The organism is Collinsella aerofaciens, from assembly GCF_028209885.1.
Classification (GTDB): domain Bacteria; phylum Actinomycetota; class Coriobacteriia; order Coriobacteriales; family Coriobacteriaceae; genus Collinsella; species Collinsella aerofaciens_BA.
In genome coordinates this window covers 16,099-38,294 of the sequence record NZ_JAQLEM010000022.1, presented here as the reverse complement: position 1 = coordinate 38,294, position 22,196 = coordinate 16,099, and the positions used below count along the sequence as shown (strand labels likewise).

Genomic DNA, 22,196 nt, shown 5'->3' with positions numbered 1-22,196 from the left:
ATGTCGTGCTTCACCCTCAAGTCGACACGCATAAAAAGCCTCCCATTTCTCATGTCCAAGAAATGGGAGGCAGTTCAATCTATCAGCCCACCCGGCTCTCCAGATCAAAAAGCGAACGAGCAGAGCAACGCCAGCAAGCAACGTTATCTAAGGACCTGGGCGGGCGTATAGGGCAACATCGATCGCGAGTTCCGCACGCAAAGGAGGCCACTTAATGTGCCCTCCGTCTTGCGCAGGACTGTCCGAGCAGGCGACCAAAGCCCCCGGCGCGCCCGTCTAGCCAGATGTACGGGTTTTCCAGGTGCGGCAGATCGGCCTGAAAGAGGAGGGCATAGACCTTGAGGTCATGCCCGACGATTGAAGGCCGAGGTGCCGTGCCTGGGAAAGCCGCCTAGGTCAGTTTCACTATAGGTGCAAAGCCTTTCATTAGCTTTTTGGTCTGGCCGGTCTTTTCGAATTGGACCTCGATCATGTCTCCGACGACCGAGAGCACGGTACCCGTGCCAAAAGTCTTGTGGCTCACGGTATCGCCCGCGGTAAAGTCCTGCGATGCGCTGGCACGATCGACCTTGCGCTCCACCGTCGGGGACACCTTGGACGACGGCTTTTTGGCTCGCGGCGCACCCGAGTCAAAGGTCGAGGCAACACGGCCGGCATCGGGCGAAACCCCACGATGGCGCTCGGTGCCATAAGTGCTACCACCAAAGAAGTCATCGAAGCTCGATCCGCTGCGCGATCCAGAGCCGCCGGTCGAGCGCGTATGCGAGCCAAACACTTTGCCGCCATACATGTCCGAGCCCATACCCGAGCCAAACGTGCCGTGACGGTCGCCGCGCTTCTCCCAGCCCGTGCCCTCAAAACCGGCAGAACCGATACCGCTAAACTCGATATCCTCAAACGGAATCTCGTTGAGGAAGCGCGAGCGCGGGTTGGCAGAAGTCGAGCCGTAGGTGCGACGCGTGGCCGCATAGGTCAAGAACAGGCGCTTACGGGCACGCGTGATGGCGACGTAGGCCAGGCGACGCTCCTCCTCGAGCTTACCCGGGTCATCGCTGCCGCCAAAGTCGTGCACGTGCGGGAAGATACCCTCCTCCATGCCGGCCACGAACACCGCCGGGAACTCCAGGCCCTTGGCGGAGTGGATGGTCATCATGGTGATGGCATGCGTCTCGCCGGCCAGGGAATCCAAGTCGGAGCGCAGAGCCAGCCACTCCATGAGCGCCGGCAGCGCCTTACAGGTGAGCGGACCGTAGGTGCGCTCGATCTCGTCGGCATGCACGGCACCCGCCGGCAACTCTGTTGGCACGGCATACGCGTTGCCCGCGATGGCGGCGGCCAGGGCATCCTGCGGAGACAGCGCCGGAGCGGCCAAGCTATCGAGCGGATTAGAGCCCGCGGCGTCACGCGCGCCAACGAGCGCCTCAAACGAAGACGCGGGCGCAGATGGCCCCGGTTCGGGCGCAGACGCGCTCACCACGACGGGCTCGGGCTCAACGTCGGCGGGCACATCGGCAACACCAGCAGCACGCAGCTCTTCCAAGCTCTCGAGCGTGCCTTCGATATCCTCGTGCGTCTCCTCAAATTCGGCAGCGACACCCAGGAATTCCTGGATGTTCTCGGCGCGGCTCTCGGACTCCATGGTGCCCTCGGCGCGGAAAGCCTGCAGCAGGCCCGTCTTATCGACAATCATCTCGACGACGTCCTTGAGCTCGCCGTCCATGCGGCGACCCTCGCGCACCAGCGACACAAAGCTCGACAGGCCATTGCGCACCTTGGCGCTAAACATGCCCGTCTCGGCCGTTGCGATCTCGCAGGCCTGGAAGAACGAGCAACGGTTGTCGCGCGTCAGCTGCTCAATCTTTTGGATCGAGGTGGAGCCGATGCCGCGGCGCGGCGTGTTGATGACGCGCTTGACGCTCATCTCGTCTGCCGGGTTCACGATCATCTTGAGGTAGGCCATGACGTCGCGGATCTCGGCACGGTCAAAGAATCGCGTGCCGCCCACAATCTTGTAGGGCACGCCCGCGCGCAGGAACATATCTTCGAGGATACGCGACTGGGCGTTGGTGCGATAGAACACGGCGATATCGTCATAGCTCGTGCCTTTGGCATGCAGTTTCTCGATCTCGCCGGCAATCCAGCGACCCTCGTCGCGCTCATCGCTTGCCTGGAAGGCCTGGATCTTCTCGCCGTCGCCCTCGGCCGTAAACAGGCGCTTGTCCTTGCGCTGCGAGTTGTGACGCACCACGGCGTTGGCGGCGCTCAGGATATGGCCCGTGGAGCGGTAGTTCTGCTCCAGCTTGACGGTCTTGCAGTTTTTAAAGTCCTTCTCAAAGTCCAGGATGTTGGTGATGTCGGCGCCGCGCCAGCTGTAAATGGACTGGTCATCGTCGCCTACGACCATGAGGTTTTGGTACTTGGCGGCCAGCAGGTTGGCGATCTCGTACTGGACGTGGTTGGTGTCCTGATACTCGTCGACGCTAATGTAGCGGAAACGCTCCTGGTACTTATCGAGCACCTCGGGGCGGGTGCGCAGCAGCTCAAGCGTGCGCACGAGCAAGTCGTCGAAGTCCATCGCATTGGCGGCGCGCAGGCGGCGCTCCAGTTCCAGGTAGACCTGCGCGGCCTTTTTGTCGTTGGGGCTGTCGGCGGATTTGAGCATGTCCTCGGGGCCGATCATGGCGTTTTTGCCCGAACTGATCTTGCTGCGGATCATATTGATGGGGAATTGCTTTTGCTCGATACCGAGCGCCTGCATAATATCGCGCACCATGCGCTTGGAATCGTCGTCATCGTAGATGGTGAACTGACCGGTGTAGCCCAGCAGGTCAGCGTCCTCGCGCAGCATACGCACGCACATGGCATGGAAGGTGCACACCCACATGCCACGGGTGCCGCTGGGAATGAGCGCCGCCAGACGCTCACGCATCTCGGCCGCGGCCTTGTTGGTAAACGTGATGGCAAGGATCTGCCAGGGCTTAACACCCAGGTCGCCGAGCATATGTGCGATGCGGAAGGTCAAGACGCGGGTCTTGCCCGAGCCGGCGCCGGCAAGGACCAGCAACGGACCCTCGGTGGTCAGGACCGCCTCGCGCTGGGCGGGATTAAGGCTGTCGAGGTCGACGAGCGGCTTGGCGGGTTTGGGTGCCGGCGCGGGAGCGTCGTAGATGTCGAGCGGGACGAGCTCGGGCTCCGGCGCAGCGGGGGCGGTGTATGCATCGAGCGGCACGGGTTCCGGCGTGGGCGGCACGGGTACCGCGGCGTTCTTTTCCCAGGGCAAGGGCTGGGTCATGGGCGACTCCTCATCTGACGGACGGCGCGCCTGCGGGCAGCGCCATAGTTTGAGCCGTACCAGTATACCGAGCCGCGCGGACACCGACGCAAATCACACCACGACTCCGTGCGCCACCGTCAGGCCCGCCCAGCGGATTTGGCGCAATGGGGTCAGGTTAGTCTGCACCACATTGGTGCAAAGAAACCTGGCCCCATTGCACCAATCACGGAGCCACCGATGTCATGGCAACGGTAGCGAGCGGCGGCCAGGGCGAACAAATTGGCATGAAAAGGGGGCGGCATAGACCTTTTGGTCATGCCGCCCCCTTCGAATGACAAGTTGTCTCCCTGGCCGCCGCGCAGCGTCGACTAAGTTAGAGGCCGAGCATCGGCTCCAGAACGAAGAAATATGCGAGCACCACGATGCCCAGGATGATGCGGTAAACACCGAAGCACTTAAAGTCGTGACGGCGGACGAAGCCCATAAGCCACTTGATGGCGATGAGCGAAACCACAAAGGCCACAACGCAGCCCACGCCCAGGATGGCGACCTCGTTGGCACCGAACGTACCGCCCTTGATGAAATACTTGACCAGCTTGAGCGCACTCGCGCCAAACATGACAGGGATGGCCAGGAAGAACGTAAACTTGGACGCCACCGAACGCGTGCAGCCCAAAAGCAGGCCGCCGATGATGGTGGAACCGGAGCGCGACGTGCCCGGAATCAGCGAGAGCACCTGGAAGCATCCGATGCCCAGTGCGGTCTTCCAACTCAGGTCCTCGAGCGTGGTGATGGAACCAAAGTCCAGATCCTCGTCATCGTCCTCATCCTCAGCGGTAGCCGCGGCGGGCGCCGCAAAGTGCGCACCGGCAGGGCGTCCACCCGACACCACAGCACGCGAACCAAACGAACCGGCAACGGCGATTTCCTCACGCTTGCTCGCGCGCCAGTTCTCGATCACGATAAACAGCACGCCGTACACAATGAGCGCCAGCGCCACGACGGGAGCGTTGTAGAAATGCTCCTCCATCCAGTCGTTGAGCGGCAGGCCGATTGCCGCCGCAGGAATGCAACCGAGCACGATCTTGCCCCACAGCACCCACGTGTCGCGACGGCCCTCCTTGCCCTTGCTGGGAGAAAACGGGTTGAGCTCATGGAAGAACAGGACGCAGACGGCCAAAATGGCGCCAAGCTGAATCACGACCAGGAACATGTTCCAGAACGTCTCGCTCACGTTCATCTTGACGAACTCGTCCACCAAGATCATGTGACCGGTCGACGAGACGGGCAGCCATTCGGTGATGCCCTCGACCAGGCCCATGAAGGCAGATTTTAGAAGCTCGATAATATCCAAAGGGACCCCCTCGTTAGACACCCGCCGGTAGATGTTCTGAGGACGATGCGGGCGATGTCCCATTATCAACCGTTGGCGGTGCGACCGCGCCTACCCTTACCAAAAAACTCGCCCGTTCACAGAATTGCGAGCAGTCAAACCGAAATCCTTGGGTATAACTGCAACAAGATAAAGTGTCCGGCGGCCAACGCGCCCGCGCCCGCCCGACGCACGAGCCCCGCGCCCGTGCGATAGACCAAGGAGGAAACCATGAACGAGGGCTACACCAAGGTATTTGTTTCACTCGACGGTACTGAGCAGCAGGATTTTGTGCTCGCACGCGCCATCAAGGTCGCCGCGAACAACGGCGCCAAGCTAATCATCGGCCACGTTATCGATTCCACGGCGCTCGAGAGCGCCGGTTCCTATCCGGTCGATCTGGTCAACGGCCTAGAGGAGGCATTTAAGAACTCTATCGCCAAGCAGCTCGAAGAGGCCAAGGCCAATCCCGACATTCCCGAGGTCGAGGTCATGATTCGCGCCGGCCGCATTCGCGAGACGCTCAAGGACGAGATGCTCGACGTGGTTAAGCCCGACCTGGTGCTCTGCGGCGCACGCGGCCTGTCCTCGATCAAGTATGCGCTGCTGGGTTCGATTTCGACGTTCCTGCTGCGCAACACCGACTGCGACATTCTGGTCGTGAAGTAGGTTCCTTCCCGCCGGCGCAAGGCCTGCGGGGTTATCACGCCGACGTCCTCGCCGCTTCGCGGCTGCGGGATGTCGGCTTAGATAACCCCTCCCGGCCTTGCGCCTTCGTCACCGTACTTCAGCGAGTTGGCTGATAAAAGATGGCGTGCCGCCCCGTTTGGGGCGGCACGTTTTGTTTGGGGCGGCACGTTTTTGTTATGGGAGATTCATTTGAGCCCCATAGTTGTGTTCACGTTCAGGAACATGGCGCCAATTGCCTTAGCTAAGTTCACGTTCGGGAACATAGCCGTCCGTGCCGCAAGACGGCCCGCCTACTCGAAGTATTGGAACTTGTTGGTTGAGAAGGCGAATGTTACGACGAAGCCTTTGCCGGAGTCGGATGCTGCGGTGACGTCGATGCCCATCTTGGAGCACAGGCGCGCCACCAGGTAGAGGCCGATGCCCGTTGCGCGCTTGGTGGTGCGGCCGTTGTCGCCGGTAAAACCCTTCTCGAACACACGCGGCAGGTCGGCCGCGCTCACGCCGCAGCCGTTGTCCGCGACGGTAAGCTCGATGCGCTCGCTTGCCAGACCCTCGTCCAGCAACGCACCCGAAAACACGATCTTTGCGCCGTCCTCACGCGCATATTTAATGCTGTTCTGAATGAGCTGGCCCAGAATAAACTCGAGCCACTTCTCGTCGGTAAAGACCTCAAAGTCGAGGTTCTCGCACACCGGCGCCACGTGTGCCGCGATGAGCTCGCGCGCATTGGCCTTGATTGCGCCCGTCACCAGAGCCTTGAGGTTCCAACGTCGAATCAGATAATCGCGCTCCACAACCTCCGAGCGCGCATAGTAGAGCGCCTGGTCGATATAGCGCTCCACGCGGGCAAGCTCGCGACCGAGGTCATCTACGCGCGACAGATCATCTTCGCTGCCGTCCAGGTTTTCCAAAATCAGATGGGCTGCCGCCAGAGGCAGCTTGGCCTCGTGGACCCAGCTCTCGATATAGTCGCGATAGTCATCGGTCTGGCGCCTGCCTTCGGCAACCTCGTCACAAGCGGCTTTGCCCACCCGGCGCAAGACCTCGTACTCGAGCTCGCCCTCGGCATAGGTCGGACATTGCACCATCTCCTGCACCCATGCGGGACTCTCGAGCTCCTCTGCCGCACGCTCCAGCTGGCGCAGAAAACGACGACGGCGCGCGTACTCGATCACGATGCCCAGCATGCCAAAGATAAAGGACACGCCGACCGCCACGACCACGATGGAAACGGGTGCGCCGGCGACCGTCAGCACAAAGCAGCTCAGCAGCACGCCGCACGTCCACACGGCGACGGGAAGCAGCGCATCTTTGAAGAATTTGGCGAACGACATAGCCGGCCCCTAGACCGAATAGCCCTGGCCGCGGTGCGTCGTCAAATACCCCTTGATGCCGATTTTTTCGAGCGTGGTGCGCAGGCGGTTGATGTTGACGGTGAGCGTATTGTCGTCCACGAAGGCGTCGGAGTCCCACAGGTCCTGCATGATGGCCGAGCGCGAGACGATCTTGCCCGCACGGCTCAGAAGCAGCGAGAGAATACGCAGCTCGTTTTTGGTGAGCTCGGTACTGGTACCGGTCTGCATGTTGGTGACCATGGAGCGAGCGAGATCGAGCTCCAGGCCCTTGTGGACAAGCGTGCTGCGCTCGCCCGCCGCCGCGGTGCGACGCAGCAAGGCATTGATGCGCGCCACGAGCACACGGGCGCTATAGGGCTTGGGAACAAAGTCGTCCGCGCCGAGCGTCATGGCCATGACCTCGTCGATCTCGGTCGTGCGCGACGTGAGGACGATGATGGGAACCTCGGATTCGCGGCGAACCTCGTGGCAGATATGCTGGCCGTCCTTGACGGGAAGCGTGAGGTCGAGCAGCACCAGGTCGGGTGCGGCAGCGAGAATATCGCGCGAGACGTGCTCGAATGATTCGCAGGCCTCGATTTCAAACCCGGCGCGGGCAAGAATGTCGACAAGCTCACGACGAATGGGTTCGTCGTCCTCAACGATATAGATTAGCGCCATGGATTCCGCCCCCCCTCTTGGTTGTCTTGCCCATTATGACCGCGGATCCGCAGATACGCGCCTCACGCGGCACCAAAGTGACAGAACTGTTCGCGAGTGGCAGAGGCTTGCCCCTCGCTCGCGACGAGCACGGGAATTAAATGAGTTTTTAATCCCCGTCCCAGAAACATCATTTAGCGGCGGGCACGGAGCTTTTCGTAGCCTTCGGCGAAGAAGGCGACCGTGGCGGCGTCGGAGTCGGCGGAGTCGGAGTCGGCGGCGGCAACCACGCCGTGCTCGTCGCTCACCAGGAACAGCGCGCCCTTGAGCTGCGCGGGAATGTCTACGCGCGTGACCGGGATGCCCTTGGTCTGGGCCAGTTGCTCAATGAGCGTCGCCGTGCCGCACAGGCACTCGTCCGCCGGCGCCACAAAGGCAAGCTCGCCGTTGTTGACGGCGGCGAGCAGCTCGGGCGCCACGCCGGTCTCGTCGGCCTCGGAGCGGGCCTCGGCGGAACGGGCACGCAGCGCCTTGGCCGACGTATCGGCGAGCGGCTCGTACTCCCCCACCGTCATGGCGGCGTTGCCGTTGATGTCGATCACCAGCATGAGTACGCCGTCGTGCGCAGTGTAATCGCCCTCGGCAAGCGACCACTCAACGTGCTGTTTGGCCCAGCTGAGCATGTTATGGGTAAGCGGCTCGCCCTGCACCAGGCGCTCGGACAGTGCGCGAATGTGGCGGTTGAGCATGGGCACCTTTTTATTGGACATGCGCCAACGGCAGACAAGCGCGGGCTTGTCGAGCGTAAACTTCTCGACCGCCTCCTGATTGGCGCAAAAGTCCTCGTACGCACGCTGATCCTCGGCATTGCCAAACAGCTCGGCATCATCAATCTGGGGCATGGTTGTACCTTTCGTGTTAGTCATTCCGTCCTCTTATACCAAAAAGACGGCCCTCCAAACGGAGCAGCCGTCTTTTGCAGAGATTATTTTGTTCCGGGGCGAAACTTAGTGCCTAAAGTGGCGGGCGCCGGTAAAGACCATAGCAATATTGTGCTCGTTGCAGGCCTGAATGCTCTCGTCATCGCGCTTGGAGCCGCCGGGCTGGATGATGCAGGTCACACCGTGCTCGGCAAGCACGTCGACGTTGTCGCGGAACGGGAAGAATGCGTCGCTTGCGCAGGCAAAGCCGCCCTTCTCCACACCCTCGCGCTCGCAGAAGTCCTCGGCGCGCTCGCAGGCCAGCAGCGCAGAATCCACCCGGTTAGGCTGACCCGGGCCCATGCCAATGCCGGCCTTGCCCTTGGAAACCAGGATGGCGTTGGACTTAACGCCCTTGCAGACCTTCCAGGCAAACTCGAGCTCGGCCATCTCGGCATCGGTGGGCTTGCGGTCGGTGGGGAACGTAAAGGTCGCGGGATCCTCGGTCACGTGGTCGACCTCCTGTACCAGCATGCCGCCGTCGATGGAGCGCAGCTCCACCTGGGCGCCGTGGTCCACGCCGCCGGTCGCCAACACGCGCAGGTTGGGGCGCTTGGCCATGCGCTCGAGCGCCTCGGCAGTGTAGCTCGGGGCGATGATGACCTCGACGAACTGCTTGTTCTGATCGGCAAAGTGCTCGACTAGCTCATAGGGAACCTCGCGGTTGCAGGCGATGATGCCGCCAAAGGCGCTCTTGGGATCGCAGGCGAAAGCGCGGTCGTAGGCGGCAGTGATGTCCTCGGCAACGGCGGAACCGCAGGGGTTCTGGTGCTTGAGGATTACGCAGGCCGGTTCGTCGAACTCGCGGACCAGGTTCCAGGCGGCGTCGGCATCCAGATAGTTGTTGTAGCTGAGCGGCTTGCCCTGGATCTGCTCGGAGCCCACGAGCGGGAATTGCGAGCTCGCGGTGTTCTCGCAGCCCTCGGCAAAGCGGTAGACCGTAGCCTTCTGCTGAGGATTCTCGCCATAGCGCAGGTCGTCGACCTTCTCCAGCGAGATCTCGAGCTTGGCAGAGGTGTCCGCCACGTCGCTTGCCTGGGCGGCAAGCCAACGGGAGATAGCCGTGTCGTAGGCGGCGGTGGTCTGGTAGACCTTCACCTGCAGGCGACGACGGGTGGAAAGCGTGGTGCAGCCACCGGTCTCGTGCATCTCGGCCAGGACGGCATCATAGTCGGCCGGGTCGGAGATGACGGTAACGCTCGCGGCGTTCTTGGCAGCAGAGCGCAGCATGGAGGGGCCACCGATGTCGATGTGCTCGATGGCGTCCGCAAAGGTGACCTCGGGGTTGGCAACGGTCTTCTCGAACTCGTACAGGTTGACGACGACCAGGTCGATCAGCTTAATGCCGTGCTCAGCCGCCTCCTGCATGTGCTGCTCGGAATCGCGGCGAGCCAGCAGCGCGCCGTGAACCTTGGGGTGCAGGGTCTTAACGCGGCCGTCCATCATCTCGGGATAGCCCGTGAACTCCTCGATGGGGGTTACGGGAACGCCCGCGTCCTCGATGGCACGAGCCGTGCCGCCCGTAGAGATGATCTCGACGCCAAAGTCGTCAACCAGCGTCCGTGCGAAATCGACGACGCCCGTCTTATCGGTAACCGAGATCAACGCGCGTGCGATCTTCACATCAGATCCCATGCAGTCCTCCTGTCTGGTACGCCGCCGTGCTCTGTGAGTCGGTGATACGTCGATCTGCAGCGCTCGCGCAGCGGCATTGAAAATACTGATTTAATGTAGCGCATCGAGCGCATCGATGCACCCCGCAACGGGCGCATGTGCAGAAAAAGTTTGCGAGCGGAGGGGATGGGCATGGCACCGGGCACGGTGAGTTCATGGAACACAGGGGCACCATAATTAGATGCCAATGGCGTGGTAGAACTGTGCTCGATATGCATCCGCAAAAGAAAGAGGCACCATGGTCTCGCGGGTTCTCTACCGACCGTTTGATACCGAAGACTTCGACGCCATCGCGCTGATTCTGCAGCAGCTTTGGCATAACAATTCGGATAACGATGAGTACAACCGCCTTGAGGCCGCGTGCGACCTCGCCTATTGCCTTTCGTCGTCGACGTTTTCACAGGTTGCCGTAATCGACGGTCAGGCGCGTGGCATTTCGCTCGCGCGTGCGGGACAGAGCTCCGGCGCCACTATCAACGAGCATTGGATGGATACCGAACGCGCGCTGCTATCGCAGATGCGTGAGCTAGAGCCCGATGCGTGCGCCGAGTATCTCTCGTTTGTGCGCGCAACCATCCGAACCAACAACCGCCTGCTCGAGAGCAGCCCGTTGCCGCACGACAACGAGGTCACACTGCTTGCCGTGGATCGCGATGTCCATGGCCTGGGCGTTGGCACGGTTCTGCTCGATGCCGCCGTCTCGCACCTGTCCTCGCTTGGAGCGACGAGGGCGCACCTGTACACCGACTCCAACTGCTCGTGGAAGTTCTACGAGCTGCACGGCTTTAAGCGCACGGCCACGCACCGCGCCAACCGCGAAGAGCGCCGTCACGACATGCCGCGCGAAAGCTTCCTCTACGAACTCGATCTAACAGCCTAAACCCGGCAGTTAGGGACGTTCCTTTTGTGCCGGCACCCCGGGACACTCCTTGGCAGCAACCGCACCTAGTCGTTGGGGACATTCTTGAGTAGCACAGTCGACGAAACCCTCGTTGGCGTCGCCCTATAGAGGGGTCTGCAAATAGCTGTGGGCAAAAAACATCAAATATGAGTACTGTTACCTTTTTAGTAGCAGCGATTTGGGGCATTTTAGAGGCTTTTAGACATAGCAGCCAGTCAGGCGAGCTGACGTATTTCCACAAATGTTCAATAAAATGGGCCCCTAACGAGAGATAATCTCATTAGGAGCCCATTATTTAGTGCAAATATATGTCACTATAATGGCAACAGTACTCATATTTGGCATTTTTTGCCCACTGCCCCCTGTGTGGGGATCCGTAACGGAAAGATAGACCCATTTCAAAGCATAAAAATGGGATAGATTTTCCGCCAACAGTCGCCGGAGAAGATCCATCCCAAAAATCAGAGCGCGCTAGAACGTTCCGCCGCCGCCTCCGCCGACGCCGCCGCCTCCGCCGCCCGAGAAGCCGCCGCCGCTGCCGCCGCTCGAGCTATCGGAACTCGAAGCCAGCTCGCGGATGGTCTCGTGATACACGTCATCGAACGAATCGAGCGGAGACTCGATACCGTAATGATGGTAGTACCACCAGTAGCAGGGATAATTGTCATAGAAGCCGTCGGCCTCGCGCACCTCGGGCGGCACGGCCTCGGCAAGCTGACGCAGCACTTCCTTGGAAACGCCCAGCGCCACGCCCATCACCAGCAGCTTGTTCCACAGCACCAGATCGCCGGGGACGGCTTCCTTTAGACGCGTGAAGTCCTCGAGCCAATGCTTAAGTGCCTTGCAGCGAGCCGCCACCTCGGCGCCCTCCGGCGTAAAGCGGCGGAACGTAAGGCCCACGCCGATACCCACCAGCACAATCGGCACCGAGATAACCGCGGCGGTAATGTTCGCCTGTGCGCCATCGGTAAAGAAGATGGATCCCACGGGAACAAAGGCAATCAGGATACCAAGAACCAGGCAAAACACCATTGCAACAATGCCGTCCGAGGCAACGTACTCGCTATCGGCCAGCTTGCCCTTAACGGTGTTCTGATAGTCCTCGAGCTTGTCGCCCACGGGCGTAGCGTGCTGCTTGACGTAGTGCTGCAGCTCATCAAACGTGCGCGAGCGGTCGCCGTTCTCGTCGGGCTTAACGCCAGCGAAGAACACCTTGAGCACTGTGCGGTCAATGCCCTTGGCCGACTTCCAGCCCGCACCACTCACCGTCACGCGGTAGGTCTGCTCCTCTTTCTCGCGCCCCAGCAGGCCCTTCTTAGCCTTGGTCACGGTCGCCTGCTCCAGCTTGATCACACGGTCGTCAGTGAGCTTCATGAGCGTGGCGATATATGCCTGATCGGGCACCTCGTTCCAGCTCATGAGGGCCGAAAGCACGGCGGGATGGTCGGTCGAAGGCACATCGCGGAAGTATTCGTCCTGGAAAAGCGGCTTGGGCTTGCGGCGGCGCAGCTTGAGCACAACGATTGTGCCGGTAAAGGCCACCGCCGCGACAACACTTAGCACGGCAAGTGCATTGGCAATCATGCGAGCGTGAGCGCGGCGGGCGTTAGCTTCGTCGGCCCATTCCTTCTCCTCGTTCAGGATCGTTGACATGCGCTCTTCGCCCGAAGCGGCAAGCTGCGGCACCCAGTCGCTGGGGAAGGCGATGCGTGCCTCGGCGAATTCGCCCTGATGCACGCAGGGAATGGTATAGGTGACCATAGGCTCATCCTCATCGAGCGACACGTCGCCCGTCAGCGGACCGTGGCCCCATGCGCGGAAGTTATCGCCCTTGACGGCCGCCGTCCCGGCAGCGGCATTTGCGAAGTGCACTTCCATCTCGACATCGTCGGAATCCGCGGACCAGCCGTCACCCACAAACTTCCAGTAGAGCTCGGCGGTATCGGCCCAATTCATAACCGCACCGGTCATGGTGTAGCTCACGTAATAGATCGCGCTGTCGCCGCTCTCGTGGGGGCTGAAAACCTTGATCTTTGCGCCGCCGTCGGACTGCTCAACCGTATAGACGCCGCTGTCACCTTTGTTTGCATAGTCGACCCTGTTAAACGCGGTGTCGTCTTCCTCGACGCTCAGCACATTGACGCCCGCCGCGCCTCCCTGCTGATTGGTGCCCGTATTGATATCCCAATATACGCCGTTGATGTCGTCGTCGAAATCAAACTGGCGTCCCTCGACAACGGTCAGCGAGCCGTCGGCCTCGACCGTGGCGCCGATATAGGTTTGGGTCATGGAGTAGCCGTCGGCGTGCGCGGCGACAGGCAGCAGCAACAAGGCAAGCGCGACGAGCACGCAGACGGAAGCGAATCGCGCAAACAGGTGGCGCTGCCGACAGGTCTTGGCAACGGGGGCGTTCATAGGCACATCCTTTGTCTGTAAAACCAACAGCGCCATTGTCCCACGTTTGCGGGTACACATGACGTACATCTAGGCGACCGGAGCACCAAACGGGATGAAAGTCACGCCCGCACCCCGACACTTGGAAAATGATCTATTGGGGACGGAGGAAAACGGATTATTGGGCTGAATCGACAGACAGCAACAAATTTGTCGTTTGAGACGCTCTTGAGCTGAGTCCCGCGCCAGCAATAGATGCCACTTCACAGCTCCGTCACAGGTGTAGCGGCTTTGTGTGGGCGCGGCATGCGCTGATTGAGCCACCAGTCGAGGGGCATAAAGCAGTTGAGCGAAAACGGTTGCCCCTTTCCCGTTCGCTCGAGGATCATGTCCCCCTTTTCCGCGGAAACCCCGGCAGTTGCGAAGAGCTGCCGGGGTTTCTGTTGTCTAAAGTGCCAAGTTGATGGACAGGAATCAAAGCACCGAGCCTGCGGCCCACCATACGCAATGCGGGGCCTCGACAACTTGCGGACACAGTGACGCCTCCCCATCGCGCCCCGCGCTATACTCGTCCGCATGGATATCAACGCACGCAACATAGCAACGCCCGCCGCGGACGCGCCAACGACGACTCCCTCTCCCGCACCTGTCGTGGGTCGCTTTGCCCCGTCGCCCTCGGGCCGCATGCACCTGGGCAACGTGTTCAGCTGCCTGTGCTCGTGGCTTTCGGCCCGCAGCCAGGGCGGCAGCATCGTGCTGCGCATCGAGGACCTGGACGATCGCTGCAAGCGCCCGGAACTTGCCGCTCAACTGATTGACGATCTGACCTGGCTGGGGCTCGAGTGGGACGAAGGCCCCTACTACCAGCACGATCGCCTGGATCTGTACGAGGACGCCCTGCGCCAGCTGCAAGACGCCGGCCTCACCTATCCCTGTTTTTGCACGCGTGCCGAACTCCACGCCGCGAGCGCGCCGCACGCCAGCGACGGCACGCCCATCTACCGCGGCGCCTGCAGAGGTCTTTCTGCTGATGAAATCACCCGCCGCAGTGCCCTGCGTGCTCCGGCCACGCGCCTGCGCGTGCCCACCGTCGACGACCTCGCCAGCGACGTGATCGAATTCGTGGACCGCACGTACGGAGCCCAATGCGAAGCACTCGCCACCGAGTGCGGTGACTTTTTGGTGCGCCGCAGCGACGGCGTGTTTGCCTATCAGCTGGCCGTGGTGGTCGACGACGCTGCCATGGGCGTCACCGAGATCGTACGCGGATGCGACCTGCTTGGTTCCACGCCGCGCCAGATCTATCTGCAACATCTGCTGGGACTGCCCACGCCGCACTACGCGCACATTCCGCTGCTCATGTCACCGGACGGCCGCCGCCTTTCCAAGCGCGATCGCGATCTGGACCTGGGCGAGCTCCGCACCCGCTTTGGCACACCCGAGGCACTGTTGGGATGGCTCGCCGGGCAAACAGGCATCGCGCCGGACACCACGCCGCGTACCGCCGAGCAGCTGGTCGAGCACTTTAGCTGGGACGTCATCCGCGCGCATCGGGAGAACATCACTGTAACGGTCGAGTAGCCAGCCACCCCGCCTCTACGCAACATCCCAGGGCTGGAGTTCGTCGCCCAAGCGAACGACGCAGTCGTAGAGCACGGTGTGACGCTCGGCCGGGTTGGTATCCCGATGAAAATGCCCGTAGTACCAGCGCTTGTAGTCCAAGCGGTCTTCCAGCTCATCGAAAAATGCCGTAAGCCGATCAACGGAGGGGCAATTCCAGCCGGACGCTGGATAAAGCGTGGACGAAAGCATGCGCGTAGAGCAGGTGTGAGTGATCACGTAGTCGACCGTCCAGCCCACGCTGTCGAGCTTTGCCCGCGCCTCCTCAAAGTTGCGCTCGTCCGGCAGCTCCTGCGGCCACCAGCTGGAATACGGAATGCGGTATTCCTTGTCCACGCTCGTGGCGCCGCCCATGGTAAAGACCGTTGAGCCGTCGAGCTCAAAAACCTCGCCGCGCGTCAGGCGCCGTATGGGCGAGGTATCCGACAGGCGCTGCGTCAGCCCACCGTGCCACAACTCCATGGGGCGTTCCGCCCAGTGATCGAAACGCTCGTGGTTGCCGTCGACAAACAGCACGGTGTAGGGGCGCGACTCCAGCCAAGCAATATCGGCACATTCCTCGGTAGAAAAGTCCCAGGGAAAGCCAAAGTCGCCCGCGATGATGAGATAGTCGTCGCTCGCCAGGCTATCCCCAAGCTCCCAATCGCGGAGCTTTTGCATGTCAGCGCCGCCATGAATATCGCCTGTTACATAGACCGTCATCGGATTACCACTTCCCTGTAAGTCGCTAGCCCACATTCTGCACGATCACTAAGCCAACCGTTCCAGCCCTTCCATCCCTTAGGGCTTACCCTTCGTTCTTCCATCCAAACGGGTCAAGCACCCAAAAAACCAGATCGAGCACGCCGCCGGTCATCATGGCGCCGGCAAGGGCCATGCAAACGTGCAGAGAACTGGCACTTCGGAGCACGTCGAATGGCCCCAGAACAGCCAGCAGCGCGACCGCTGCGCCGGCAAGGCACAACGCGAGGCACGGCCCCGCGTCCTTGACGCACTTCTTTGCGAGATGCTTGGTGTTATCGCTCATTGGTATCGAACTCCTTAGAGGGTCGTTGTTTGGGTACATGCCGCCGCGGCAGAGCAGGGCGGCAGGGTAAGTGTCCCATGCCGTGCGGACATCAATGGAGAAACCGCCTGCTCGACCAACCTTTGACGCCGTTTTGCACCGGCACCCCATCCCCCGCTATCGAGGTCTAATACTTTTCCCACCGCTACCCAAAAACTCATCCAACATTAATCTTGGCTCAAGAATCGCTTAATCTATAACCTGCACTATAGAGTTCGAACAAGGGGCGGGGCGGCGCCGCGCAACGCAGGCCGCCGATCGCAACGCTCGCGCCCATCGAACGAAAGGACAGGTCATGGACGACCTCGAAAAAGTTGAAACCATCCGCACCAAGTGCAACGTGAGCTACACCGATGCCAAGGCCGCGCTCGACGCCGCCGACGGCAACGTTTTGGACGCCATCATTTGGCTCGAGTCGCAGGGCAAGACGCAGACCACGTCGTCGCACGCCGCCACCGAGTCCGCGCCAGTCGATGAGCCTTCAGCCGAGATGGTCGCCGCGCAGGCCGCCTACGAGAAGTCGAGCGAAAAGACCGACTTCTCCAAGAAGGTGGACAGCGTATGGGAGTACCTCAAAAAGCTCTTCCGCCTGAGCCTGGACACCAAGTTTATCGCCACGCGCCGCGATGCGATCATCCTCAACATCCCCATCCTGATCCCCATCATCGCCCTGTTTGCCTGGGGCGCTACGATTTGGCTGATGCTGATTGGCCTGTTCTTTGGCATGCGCTACCGCATCGACAGCGACGGCGACGTGCCCGGCAGCATCAACAACCTTATGGATCACGCCGCCGACGCCGCGGACGACATCAAGCAAAATCTCAACGACGACAAGTAATCGCAGACGGGGGGCACGTATGGCACGGATCCTGATCGTAGAGGACGAGGAGAAAATCGCCCGCTTTGTGACGCTCGAGCTGGAGCACGAGGGCTACCGGGTGGAACATGCCGCCGACGGCCGCACCGCCGTGGACCTGGCACTGGAGCGCGACTACGATTTGATTCTGCTCGATGTACTGCTGCCGCAGCTCAACGGCATGGAGGTCCTGCGGCGCGTACGCAAGCACAAGGATGTGCCGGTGATCATGGTCACCGCGCGCGATGCCGTGATGGACAAGGTGGCCGGGCTCGATGCCGGCGCCGACGATTACCTGACCAAGCCGTTTGCGATTGAAGAGCTGTTCGCACGGATCCGCGTGGCGCTGAAGCGCTCGGAAGCCGTGCGGGCGGCTTCGGGCGTTGGCGGCGCCGGTGCTGGGGTGGGTATGGCGGGCGGCGCGGCCGGGAACGCCGCTGCGATGTCCCCGGTCGGCGACTCGGCCAAGACCTCTGCCGTGCCCTCCCCCGCCACGCTCGCCGTGGGCTCGGTCGCACTCGATCCCGACCGCCGCGAAGTCACGGTCGGCGGCTCGCCCATCGCGCTCACGGCCCGCGAGTTCGATGTCCTCGCCCTGCTTATGGCGCATGCCGGCAGCGTGCTCACGCGCGAACGCATCGCGCACGAGTCGCTGGGCTACGAATATGTAGGCGACACCAACAACGTCGACGTGCACATCGCGCACCTGCGCGCCAAGATCGAGGACGCCGGCGGCGCCCGCATCATCCAGACCGTGCGCGGGGTGGGCTATGTCTGCCGCGCGTAACGCCGAGGCCAAGCGCGTCACCTCCATCGCCCGCGCCATCAACTGGGGCTATATGTGGCGCCGCCTGATAAGCTACGTCTGGCTCGATCTGCTGCTAGTAGTGATTGTGGCGGCGATCCTTGTCTATGGATACAACCAGACGCTGCCCAACGGCGCGTTTACCGCAGGATGGATCCCCAGCGCCACCGTTCACGGCATGTCGCTGACGCCCGCGCGCGGCTGGGACCTGGCAACGCTCACCTATACCGTCGAGCTTGCGCGCACCACCAAGACTTTCCCCCTCGCGCAGGACCTCGTCGCGCTATGGCCTCTTTACCTTGTCGTTGTGGGTTGGCAGGTCATCAGCGTGCTCAACATGCTCGGCGGCGCCCGCCGCGTGCGCCGCACCATGGCGCCGCTCAACGATCTGGCCCTGCGCGTGGACGAACTCGGCCGCATGCAACTCGCCGGCGGCAAAATGGAAACACTGGAGCAGGCCATCGAGCGCGCAAGCGTCGACTCGCCGAGCGTCACTACCGGCGACGCCGACCTGGCAAGCATCGAGGTCGCACTCAACCGCCTGCTGCGCCAGATGCAAGAGGCCAAGCTGCAGCAGATGCGCTTTGTCAACGACGCGAGCCACGAGCTGCGCACGCCCATCGCGGTGATTCAGGGCTACGTGAACATGCTCGACCGCTGGGGTAAGGACGACCCGGACGTGCTGGCGGAATCCATCGCGTCCCTTAAAGCCGAAAGCGAGCGCATGCAAGAGCTTGTGGAGCAGCTGCTGTTTTTGGCACGCGGCGATGCCGGACGCACCGTACTGCGGCGCGCGAATACCAACCTGGCCGCGCTGGTCGGCGAGGTTTGCGAGGAATCGCAGATGATCGATGCCGCGCACACGTATCGGCTGGCGTTTGACGCCGCGCTCGCCAGCGACCCGCGCTGCGACGCGCCTGTCGACGTGGCACTCGTAAAGCAGGCCCTGCGCGTGATCGTGCAGAACGCCGCCAAGTATTCGGACGCGGGCACATCCATCTCGTTTGACATGACGCCGGATGCGGGCGCGGGCACGATCGACATAAGCGTTGAGGACGAGGGCATCGGCATGAATCAGGAATCCGCAGCTCACGCGTTCGAGCGGTTCTACCGCGCCGACAACGCGCGCGATGCCGGAGCGCAGGGCTCGGGCCTGGGGCTCGCCATCGCCAAGTGGATCGTCGATAGCCACGGCGGCGTCATCGGCGTGACCTCGGTCGAGGGCGTCGGCAGCCGCTTTACGATTCGCCTGCCGCGGTAGGAAGCCCCTCGGCATAAAAAAGGGATAAGGCCATGCGGCCCTATCCCTTTTTGCCAGCTATGGCAGCTTGTGCGCTACTCGCGGCACAGATGCACGGCAAAGCCGGCGAACTCGCGCTTAAAGTACACGAGCTTGGTGCCGCCGTCGGGCAGCAGCACGCGCGACTCCTCGTTGACCTCGAGCCCGCGCTCGGCAAACCACTTCTCAGCTGCATCGATGTCGTTAACGGCAAAGCCGATGTGGCCTTTGGTGCCACGACCGTTCTGCTTCATGATCTCGACCAGCGAATCGTTGAAGTACGAAACCGGGGTCTCGATGACGGGCAGGCCCATCATCGTCGAGAACAGCTCCGCGATCTCCAGGGCGTCTGCCGGGTCGGTGGCGTTAATGCCCACATGGGCAACGCGCATGCCAAAGAGCTCGACCGGATTGGCGTTCTGCTCATTCATACAGTCAGCGCCTACTGAGCCATGACGTCGAGAACGGCCTTCTCGGCAGCGACGCGGTTCATGCCAGTCATGAAGGGCACGCCGCTCACGTACGGGCAGGTGAGGCCCTCGGGGGCAACGGTGGTGGCGATCAGCAGGTCGGCGCCCTCGTCGCAGTAATCCTTGGCCTCGGAGATGGCGCACTGCACGATCTCGTACTTGTCGGCATAACCGTTGGCGTCGAGCAGAGTAGCGACCTTCTGGGCAACGAGCGTGGAAGTAGCAGCGCCAGCACCGCAAGCCAAAACGATCTTCTTCATAGGTAATGTCTCCCTTCATGGTTTACTTTAGGTAAGTGTACCGCAGCGAGCGATGGCACTCGGCCTCGATGAGCTTTTATGCCAGTTTGCTTGCGCGCTGCGTATAATACATCTAGTACGTGTTGTCATACCGCTCGCTTTATGAGCGACTAAGGACCCTAATATGCCCGATTCCCGCACCCTCTGGACCGCCGTCGTTATCATCTGCATCGCCGTGTCGGTGTTCTTTAGCGTCAAAAAACGCACCACGTTTAAGCGCCTGCAGCAGCTTATGGCTGCCAAGCAGTGGGACGAGTTCGATCGTTTGCTCGACGGCAAACTCACCAGCATGCTGTACCCGCGCTACAACCGCGACTACCTGCGTCTGAACTCCTATCTGCTGCGCGAGGACCACGAGCGCGCCAGCGAGATGTTCGACCTGCTGCTGGGACTCAATCTCCCCAAGATGCAGCGCGTCGACCTGGTGATTAAGGCCTTTAACTACTATGTTGGCCAGGAGGACCGCAAAAAGTCCAAGGAGCTTCTGCACGAGATCAAGGGCTTTGAGGGCGGTCAGGCCGAGGCGGTCGCGCACGAGTGCCAGCTGATGTACGACACGATGATCCTCAAGCGCCACAACGACATTCCCGAGCTGGAGCGCATGCTCGAGGATGCCGGTGACGACAAGGTCAAGAGCTGCCGCCTGGAATACCTGTTGGCCCTGCAGTACAAGAACAAAGGCGACGAAGCCAAGTTCCAAGAGTTCCTGGAGAAGTCAGGCCAACACTCGATGGCCGTCAACGCGTAACGGACGGCTTGTGCTAGACTTCTAGTCTCACGGGGGCGTGGCGGAATTGGCATACGCAGGAGACTTAAAATCTCTCGCCGCAAGGATTGTGGGTTCGAGTCCCACCGCCCCTACCATATGGAGCTTTCGAGCCCGTGTCCCCAAGGGATGCGGGCTCGCCTCTTTTGGACGCCGTCAACTGCAGAGCAGCTCATTTGGGACGGGGCTTTTTTGACTACTTTTCCGCCCGCCCAATGAGTTTCCTACCACATTTTCCGATGGAAAAACGTGGTTGTCTCCCACATTTTCCGATGGAAAAACGTGGTTGTCTCCCACATTTTCCGATGGAAACTCCCAAATGGCCTTATACTAGCCGAGAGGGTTGGGAGGCAATATGCAGCGACAGCTTATGAGTGAACTTATCGCTTGGAAATCAAGGGCGAATCGCAAACCCCTCTTGCTTAAGGGAGCCCGCCAGACAGGAAAGACTTGGCTTCTTAACGAATTCGCAAGCCAGCAGTATCGAAACGTCATTCGTTTTGACTTTATGCTCGAGCCGAGCACACGCTCGCTGTTCGATGGGAACCTCGACCCCAAGCGCATCATCTCCCAGATAGAGCTCCTACGTGGCCAAACCGTAACGCCGACAGACACGCTCATCATCTTCGACGAGATCCAAGAGGCGCCACGCGGGATCACCTCGCTTAAGTACTTCAACGAGCTTGCACCCGAATACCACATCGTGGCAGCCGGTTCCTATATGGGCCTCGCGCTCCGACGCGAAAACGAGTCATTTCCCGTTGGCAAAATCGACCAGCTCACCATGCGTCCCATGGGGTTTGCCGAGTTCGTTCGTGCCGTCGACGGCAACCCGCTCGCCGACGCCATCCTTGCCGCAGACATGAACCTTCTGGCAAACGTTGCCGAAAAGCTCGAACACTTGCTCAAGGAATACCTTGTTGTCGGCGGTATGCCCGAAGTTGTCTCCGCTTTCGCCGAGACACGCGACTTCATCGAAGCCCGAAGGCTTCAGCAGCAAATCATCGAGGCTTACGAATCCGATTTTGGCAAACATGCACCCGCCCGCATCGTCGAGCGCATGAGGTTGGTTTGGAAATCCCTTCCCGGCCAGCTTGCAAAGGAGAACAAGAAGTTTGTCTATGGCGCCCTTCGCCCCGGAGCGCGCGCACGCGATTTTGAGGAAAGCCTCCAGTGGCTCACGGACTACGGAATCGTTCATAAGGTGCCACGTGTTTCCGCTCTAAAGGCGCCGCTCTCGAGCTACGAAGACCTCTCGGGCTTCAAACTGTTCTGCATCGACACCGGCATCCTCGGAGCGCTCTCCGGTCTCTCTCCGGCCATCGTTCTTAACGGATCCGCTGTTTTTACCGAGTTCAAAGGTTCGCTGACCGAACAATACGTCGCGCAGGAGCTTTTGCTCCAGGACAAAACTCCCGCGTATTGGTCCTCTACCTCTGGCAATGCCGAAACCGACTTTGCCATCGACCATGCGGGAACCGTGCTTCCGCTTGAGGTCAAGGCGGCAGAGAACCTTAAAGCGAAGAGTCTGAAAATAGCCTGCGAAAAATTCAAGCTCGAGCGTTGCGTGAGGAGCTCCCTGGCGGCATATAGAGACGAGGGCACGCTCGTCAATATTCCGCTTTGGGAAATTGGGCAAATCGACAAACTGGCATAAAGGCTGCGGAGGCGCTCAGCAAGGACTGTCCCCAGGTGCCTGCAGAAAAGAAACGTCCCTAGGTGCCGGCTGTTGAGTTGCGGTGGAATAGGGACTGTT

Annotated in this window: 19 protein-coding genes and 1 tRNA gene; 9 read left to right on the top strand and 11 right to left on the bottom strand. The window is 61.0% G+C overall.

The features are described from left to right. Window positions 1–391: 391 nt before the first annotated feature. Both PMX21_RS06830 and PMX21_RS06825 read right to left on the bottom strand, forming a co-directional pair. Window positions 392–3,292, bottom strand: coding sequence for an ATP-dependent helicase (locus tag PMX21_RS06830; protein WP_271758821.1), 2,901 nt, complete (start codon window positions 3,290–3,292; stop codon window positions 392–394). A gap of 355 nt (window positions 3,293–3,647) precedes the next feature. Further along, on the bottom strand, window positions 3,648–4,628 hold the full coding sequence (locus tag PMX21_RS06825) for an undecaprenyl-diphosphate phosphatase (protein ID WP_271748987.1): 981 nt from the start codon (window positions 4,626–4,628) through the stop codon (window positions 3,648–3,650). A gap of 249 nt (window positions 4,629–4,877) precedes the next feature. On the opposite strand from PMX21_RS06825, the gene PMX21_RS06820 reads away from it, so the two are divergent. Further along, complete coding sequence (locus PMX21_RS06820; RefSeq protein ID WP_006235921.1) at window positions 4,878–5,315, top strand: universal stress protein; 438 nt, start codon at window positions 4,878–4,880, stop codon at window positions 5,313–5,315. A gap of 311 nt (window positions 5,316–5,626) precedes the next feature. Here PMX21_RS06820 and PMX21_RS06815 read toward each other — a convergent pair whose 3' ends face one another. The 4 genes from PMX21_RS06815 to purH form a co-directional block, all read right to left on the bottom strand. Then, window positions 5,627–6,670, bottom strand: coding sequence for a sensor histidine kinase (locus PMX21_RS06815; RefSeq protein WP_271748988.1), 1,044 nt, complete (start codon window positions 6,668–6,670; stop codon window positions 5,627–5,629). 9 nt (window positions 6,671–6,679) lie between these two features. Next, window positions 6,680–7,351: a response regulator transcription factor gene (locus PMX21_RS06810; RefSeq protein ID WP_271748989.1), complete on the bottom strand. Its 672-nt coding sequence runs from the start codon at window positions 7,349–7,351 to the stop codon at window positions 6,680–6,682. 173 nt (window positions 7,352–7,524) lie between these two features. Further along, window positions 7,525–8,232 carry a hypothetical protein gene (locus PMX21_RS06805; protein WP_271748990.1) on the bottom strand — a complete coding sequence of 236 codons (708 nt, stop codon included), beginning with the start codon at window positions 8,230–8,232 and terminating at the stop codon, window positions 7,525–7,527. Window positions 8,233–8,337: 105 nt separating this feature from the next. After that, window positions 8,338–9,945 (bottom strand): bifunctional phosphoribosylaminoimidazolecarboxamide formyltransferase/IMP cyclohydrolase, encoded by a 1,608-nt coding sequence (gene purH / locus PMX21_RS06800; protein WP_271748991.1) that lies wholly within the window; start codon window positions 9,943–9,945, stop codon window positions 8,338–8,340. Between the two features lie 277 nt (window positions 9,946–10,222). On the opposite strand from purH, the gene PMX21_RS06795 reads away from it, so the two are divergent. Further along, on the top strand, window positions 10,223–10,864 hold the full coding sequence (locus tag PMX21_RS06795) for a GNAT family N-acetyltransferase (protein WP_055310399.1): 642 nt from the start codon (window positions 10,223–10,225) through the stop codon (window positions 10,862–10,864). A 492-nt stretch (window positions 10,865–11,356) separates the two neighbouring features. Here the strand turns inward: PMX21_RS06795 and PMX21_RS06790 are convergent, their stop codons facing one another. Continuing rightward, window positions 11,357–13,300 carry a DUF2207 domain-containing protein gene (locus PMX21_RS06790; protein WP_271758819.1) on the bottom strand — a complete coding sequence of 648 codons (1,944 nt, stop codon included), beginning with the start codon at window positions 13,298–13,300 and terminating at the stop codon, window positions 11,357–11,359. Window positions 13,301–13,855: 555 nt separating this feature from the next. On the opposite strand from PMX21_RS06790, the gene gluQRS reads away from it, so the two are divergent. Then, entirely contained in the window at window positions 13,856–14,860 is a 1,005-nt protein-coding gene (gene gluQRS / locus PMX21_RS06785) for a tRNA glutamyl-Q(34) synthetase GluQRS (protein ID WP_271758818.1), read from the top strand. A 15-nt stretch (window positions 14,861–14,875) separates the two neighbouring features. Here the strand turns inward: gluQRS and PMX21_RS06780 are convergent, their stop codons facing one another. Together PMX21_RS06780 and PMX21_RS06775 are read right to left on the bottom strand one after the other, a co-directional pair. Next, window positions 14,876–15,601: a metallophosphoesterase family protein gene (locus tag PMX21_RS06780; protein ID WP_271758816.1), complete on the bottom strand. Its 726-nt coding sequence runs from the start codon at window positions 15,599–15,601 to the stop codon at window positions 14,876–14,878. A gap of 85 nt (window positions 15,602–15,686) precedes the next feature. Further along, on the bottom strand, window positions 15,687–15,926 hold the full coding sequence (locus PMX21_RS06775) for a hypothetical protein (RefSeq protein WP_196033640.1): 240 nt from the start codon (window positions 15,924–15,926) through the stop codon (window positions 15,687–15,689). A 334-nt stretch (window positions 15,927–16,260) separates the two neighbouring features. Between PMX21_RS06775 and PMX21_RS06770 the strand changes: the two genes are divergently transcribed. The 3 genes from PMX21_RS06770 to PMX21_RS06760 are packed head-to-tail and all read left to right on the top strand — an operon-like array spanning window position 16,261 to window position 18,887. Then, window positions 16,261–16,803, top strand: a complete 543-nt coding sequence (locus PMX21_RS06770; protein WP_271758813.1) for a UBA domain-containing protein — start codon at window positions 16,261–16,263, stop codon at window positions 16,801–16,803. A gap of 19 nt (window positions 16,804–16,822) precedes the next feature. After that, window positions 16,823–17,608: a response regulator transcription factor gene (locus tag PMX21_RS06765; RefSeq protein WP_271758811.1), complete on the top strand. Its 786-nt coding sequence runs from the start codon at window positions 16,823–16,825 to the stop codon at window positions 17,606–17,608. After that, window positions 17,592–18,887: a sensor histidine kinase gene (locus PMX21_RS06760; RefSeq protein WP_271748326.1), complete on the top strand. Its 1,296-nt coding sequence runs from the start codon at window positions 17,592–17,594 to the stop codon at window positions 18,885–18,887. Before PMX21_RS06765 ends, PMX21_RS06760 begins: the two co-directional genes overlap by 17 nt. Before the next feature lie 74 nt (window positions 18,888–18,961). On the opposite strand, the gene PMX21_RS06755 is transcribed toward PMX21_RS06760, so the two are convergent. Together PMX21_RS06755 and PMX21_RS06750 are read right to left on the bottom strand one after the other, a co-directional pair. Beyond that, window positions 18,962–19,336: a VOC family protein gene (locus PMX21_RS06755; protein ID WP_117855452.1), complete on the bottom strand. Its 375-nt coding sequence runs from the start codon at window positions 19,334–19,336 to the stop codon at window positions 18,962–18,964. Between the two features lie 11 nt (window positions 19,337–19,347). Next, the gene (locus PMX21_RS06750) at window positions 19,348–19,635 is read right to left on the bottom strand and encodes a PTS sugar transporter subunit IIB (RefSeq protein WP_006235903.1); all 288 of its coding nucleotides are present in this window, start codon (window positions 19,633–19,635) and stop codon (window positions 19,348–19,350) included. A 163-nt stretch (window positions 19,636–19,798) separates the two neighbouring features. Here PMX21_RS06750 and PMX21_RS06745 point away from each other — a divergent pair, with 163 nt between their 5' ends. The 3 genes from PMX21_RS06745 (at window position 19,799) to PMX21_RS06735 (ending at window position 22,097) form a co-directional block, all read left to right on the top strand. Continuing rightward, the gene (locus PMX21_RS06745) at window positions 19,799–20,422 is read left to right on the top strand and encodes a hypothetical protein (protein ID WP_215674702.1); all 624 of its coding nucleotides are present in this window, start codon (window positions 19,799–19,801) and stop codon (window positions 20,420–20,422) included. A gap of 31 nt (window positions 20,423–20,453) precedes the next feature. Beyond that, window positions 20,454–20,538 (top strand) — tRNA-Leu (locus tag PMX21_RS06740). A gap of 257 nt (window positions 20,539–20,795) precedes the next feature. Further along, a complete protein-coding gene (locus PMX21_RS06735) occupies window positions 20,796–22,097 on the top strand; it encodes an ATP-binding protein (protein ID WP_271748327.1) in 1,302 nt (433 codons plus the stop codon). The last annotated feature ends 99 nt before the right edge of the window (window positions 22,098–22,196 follow it).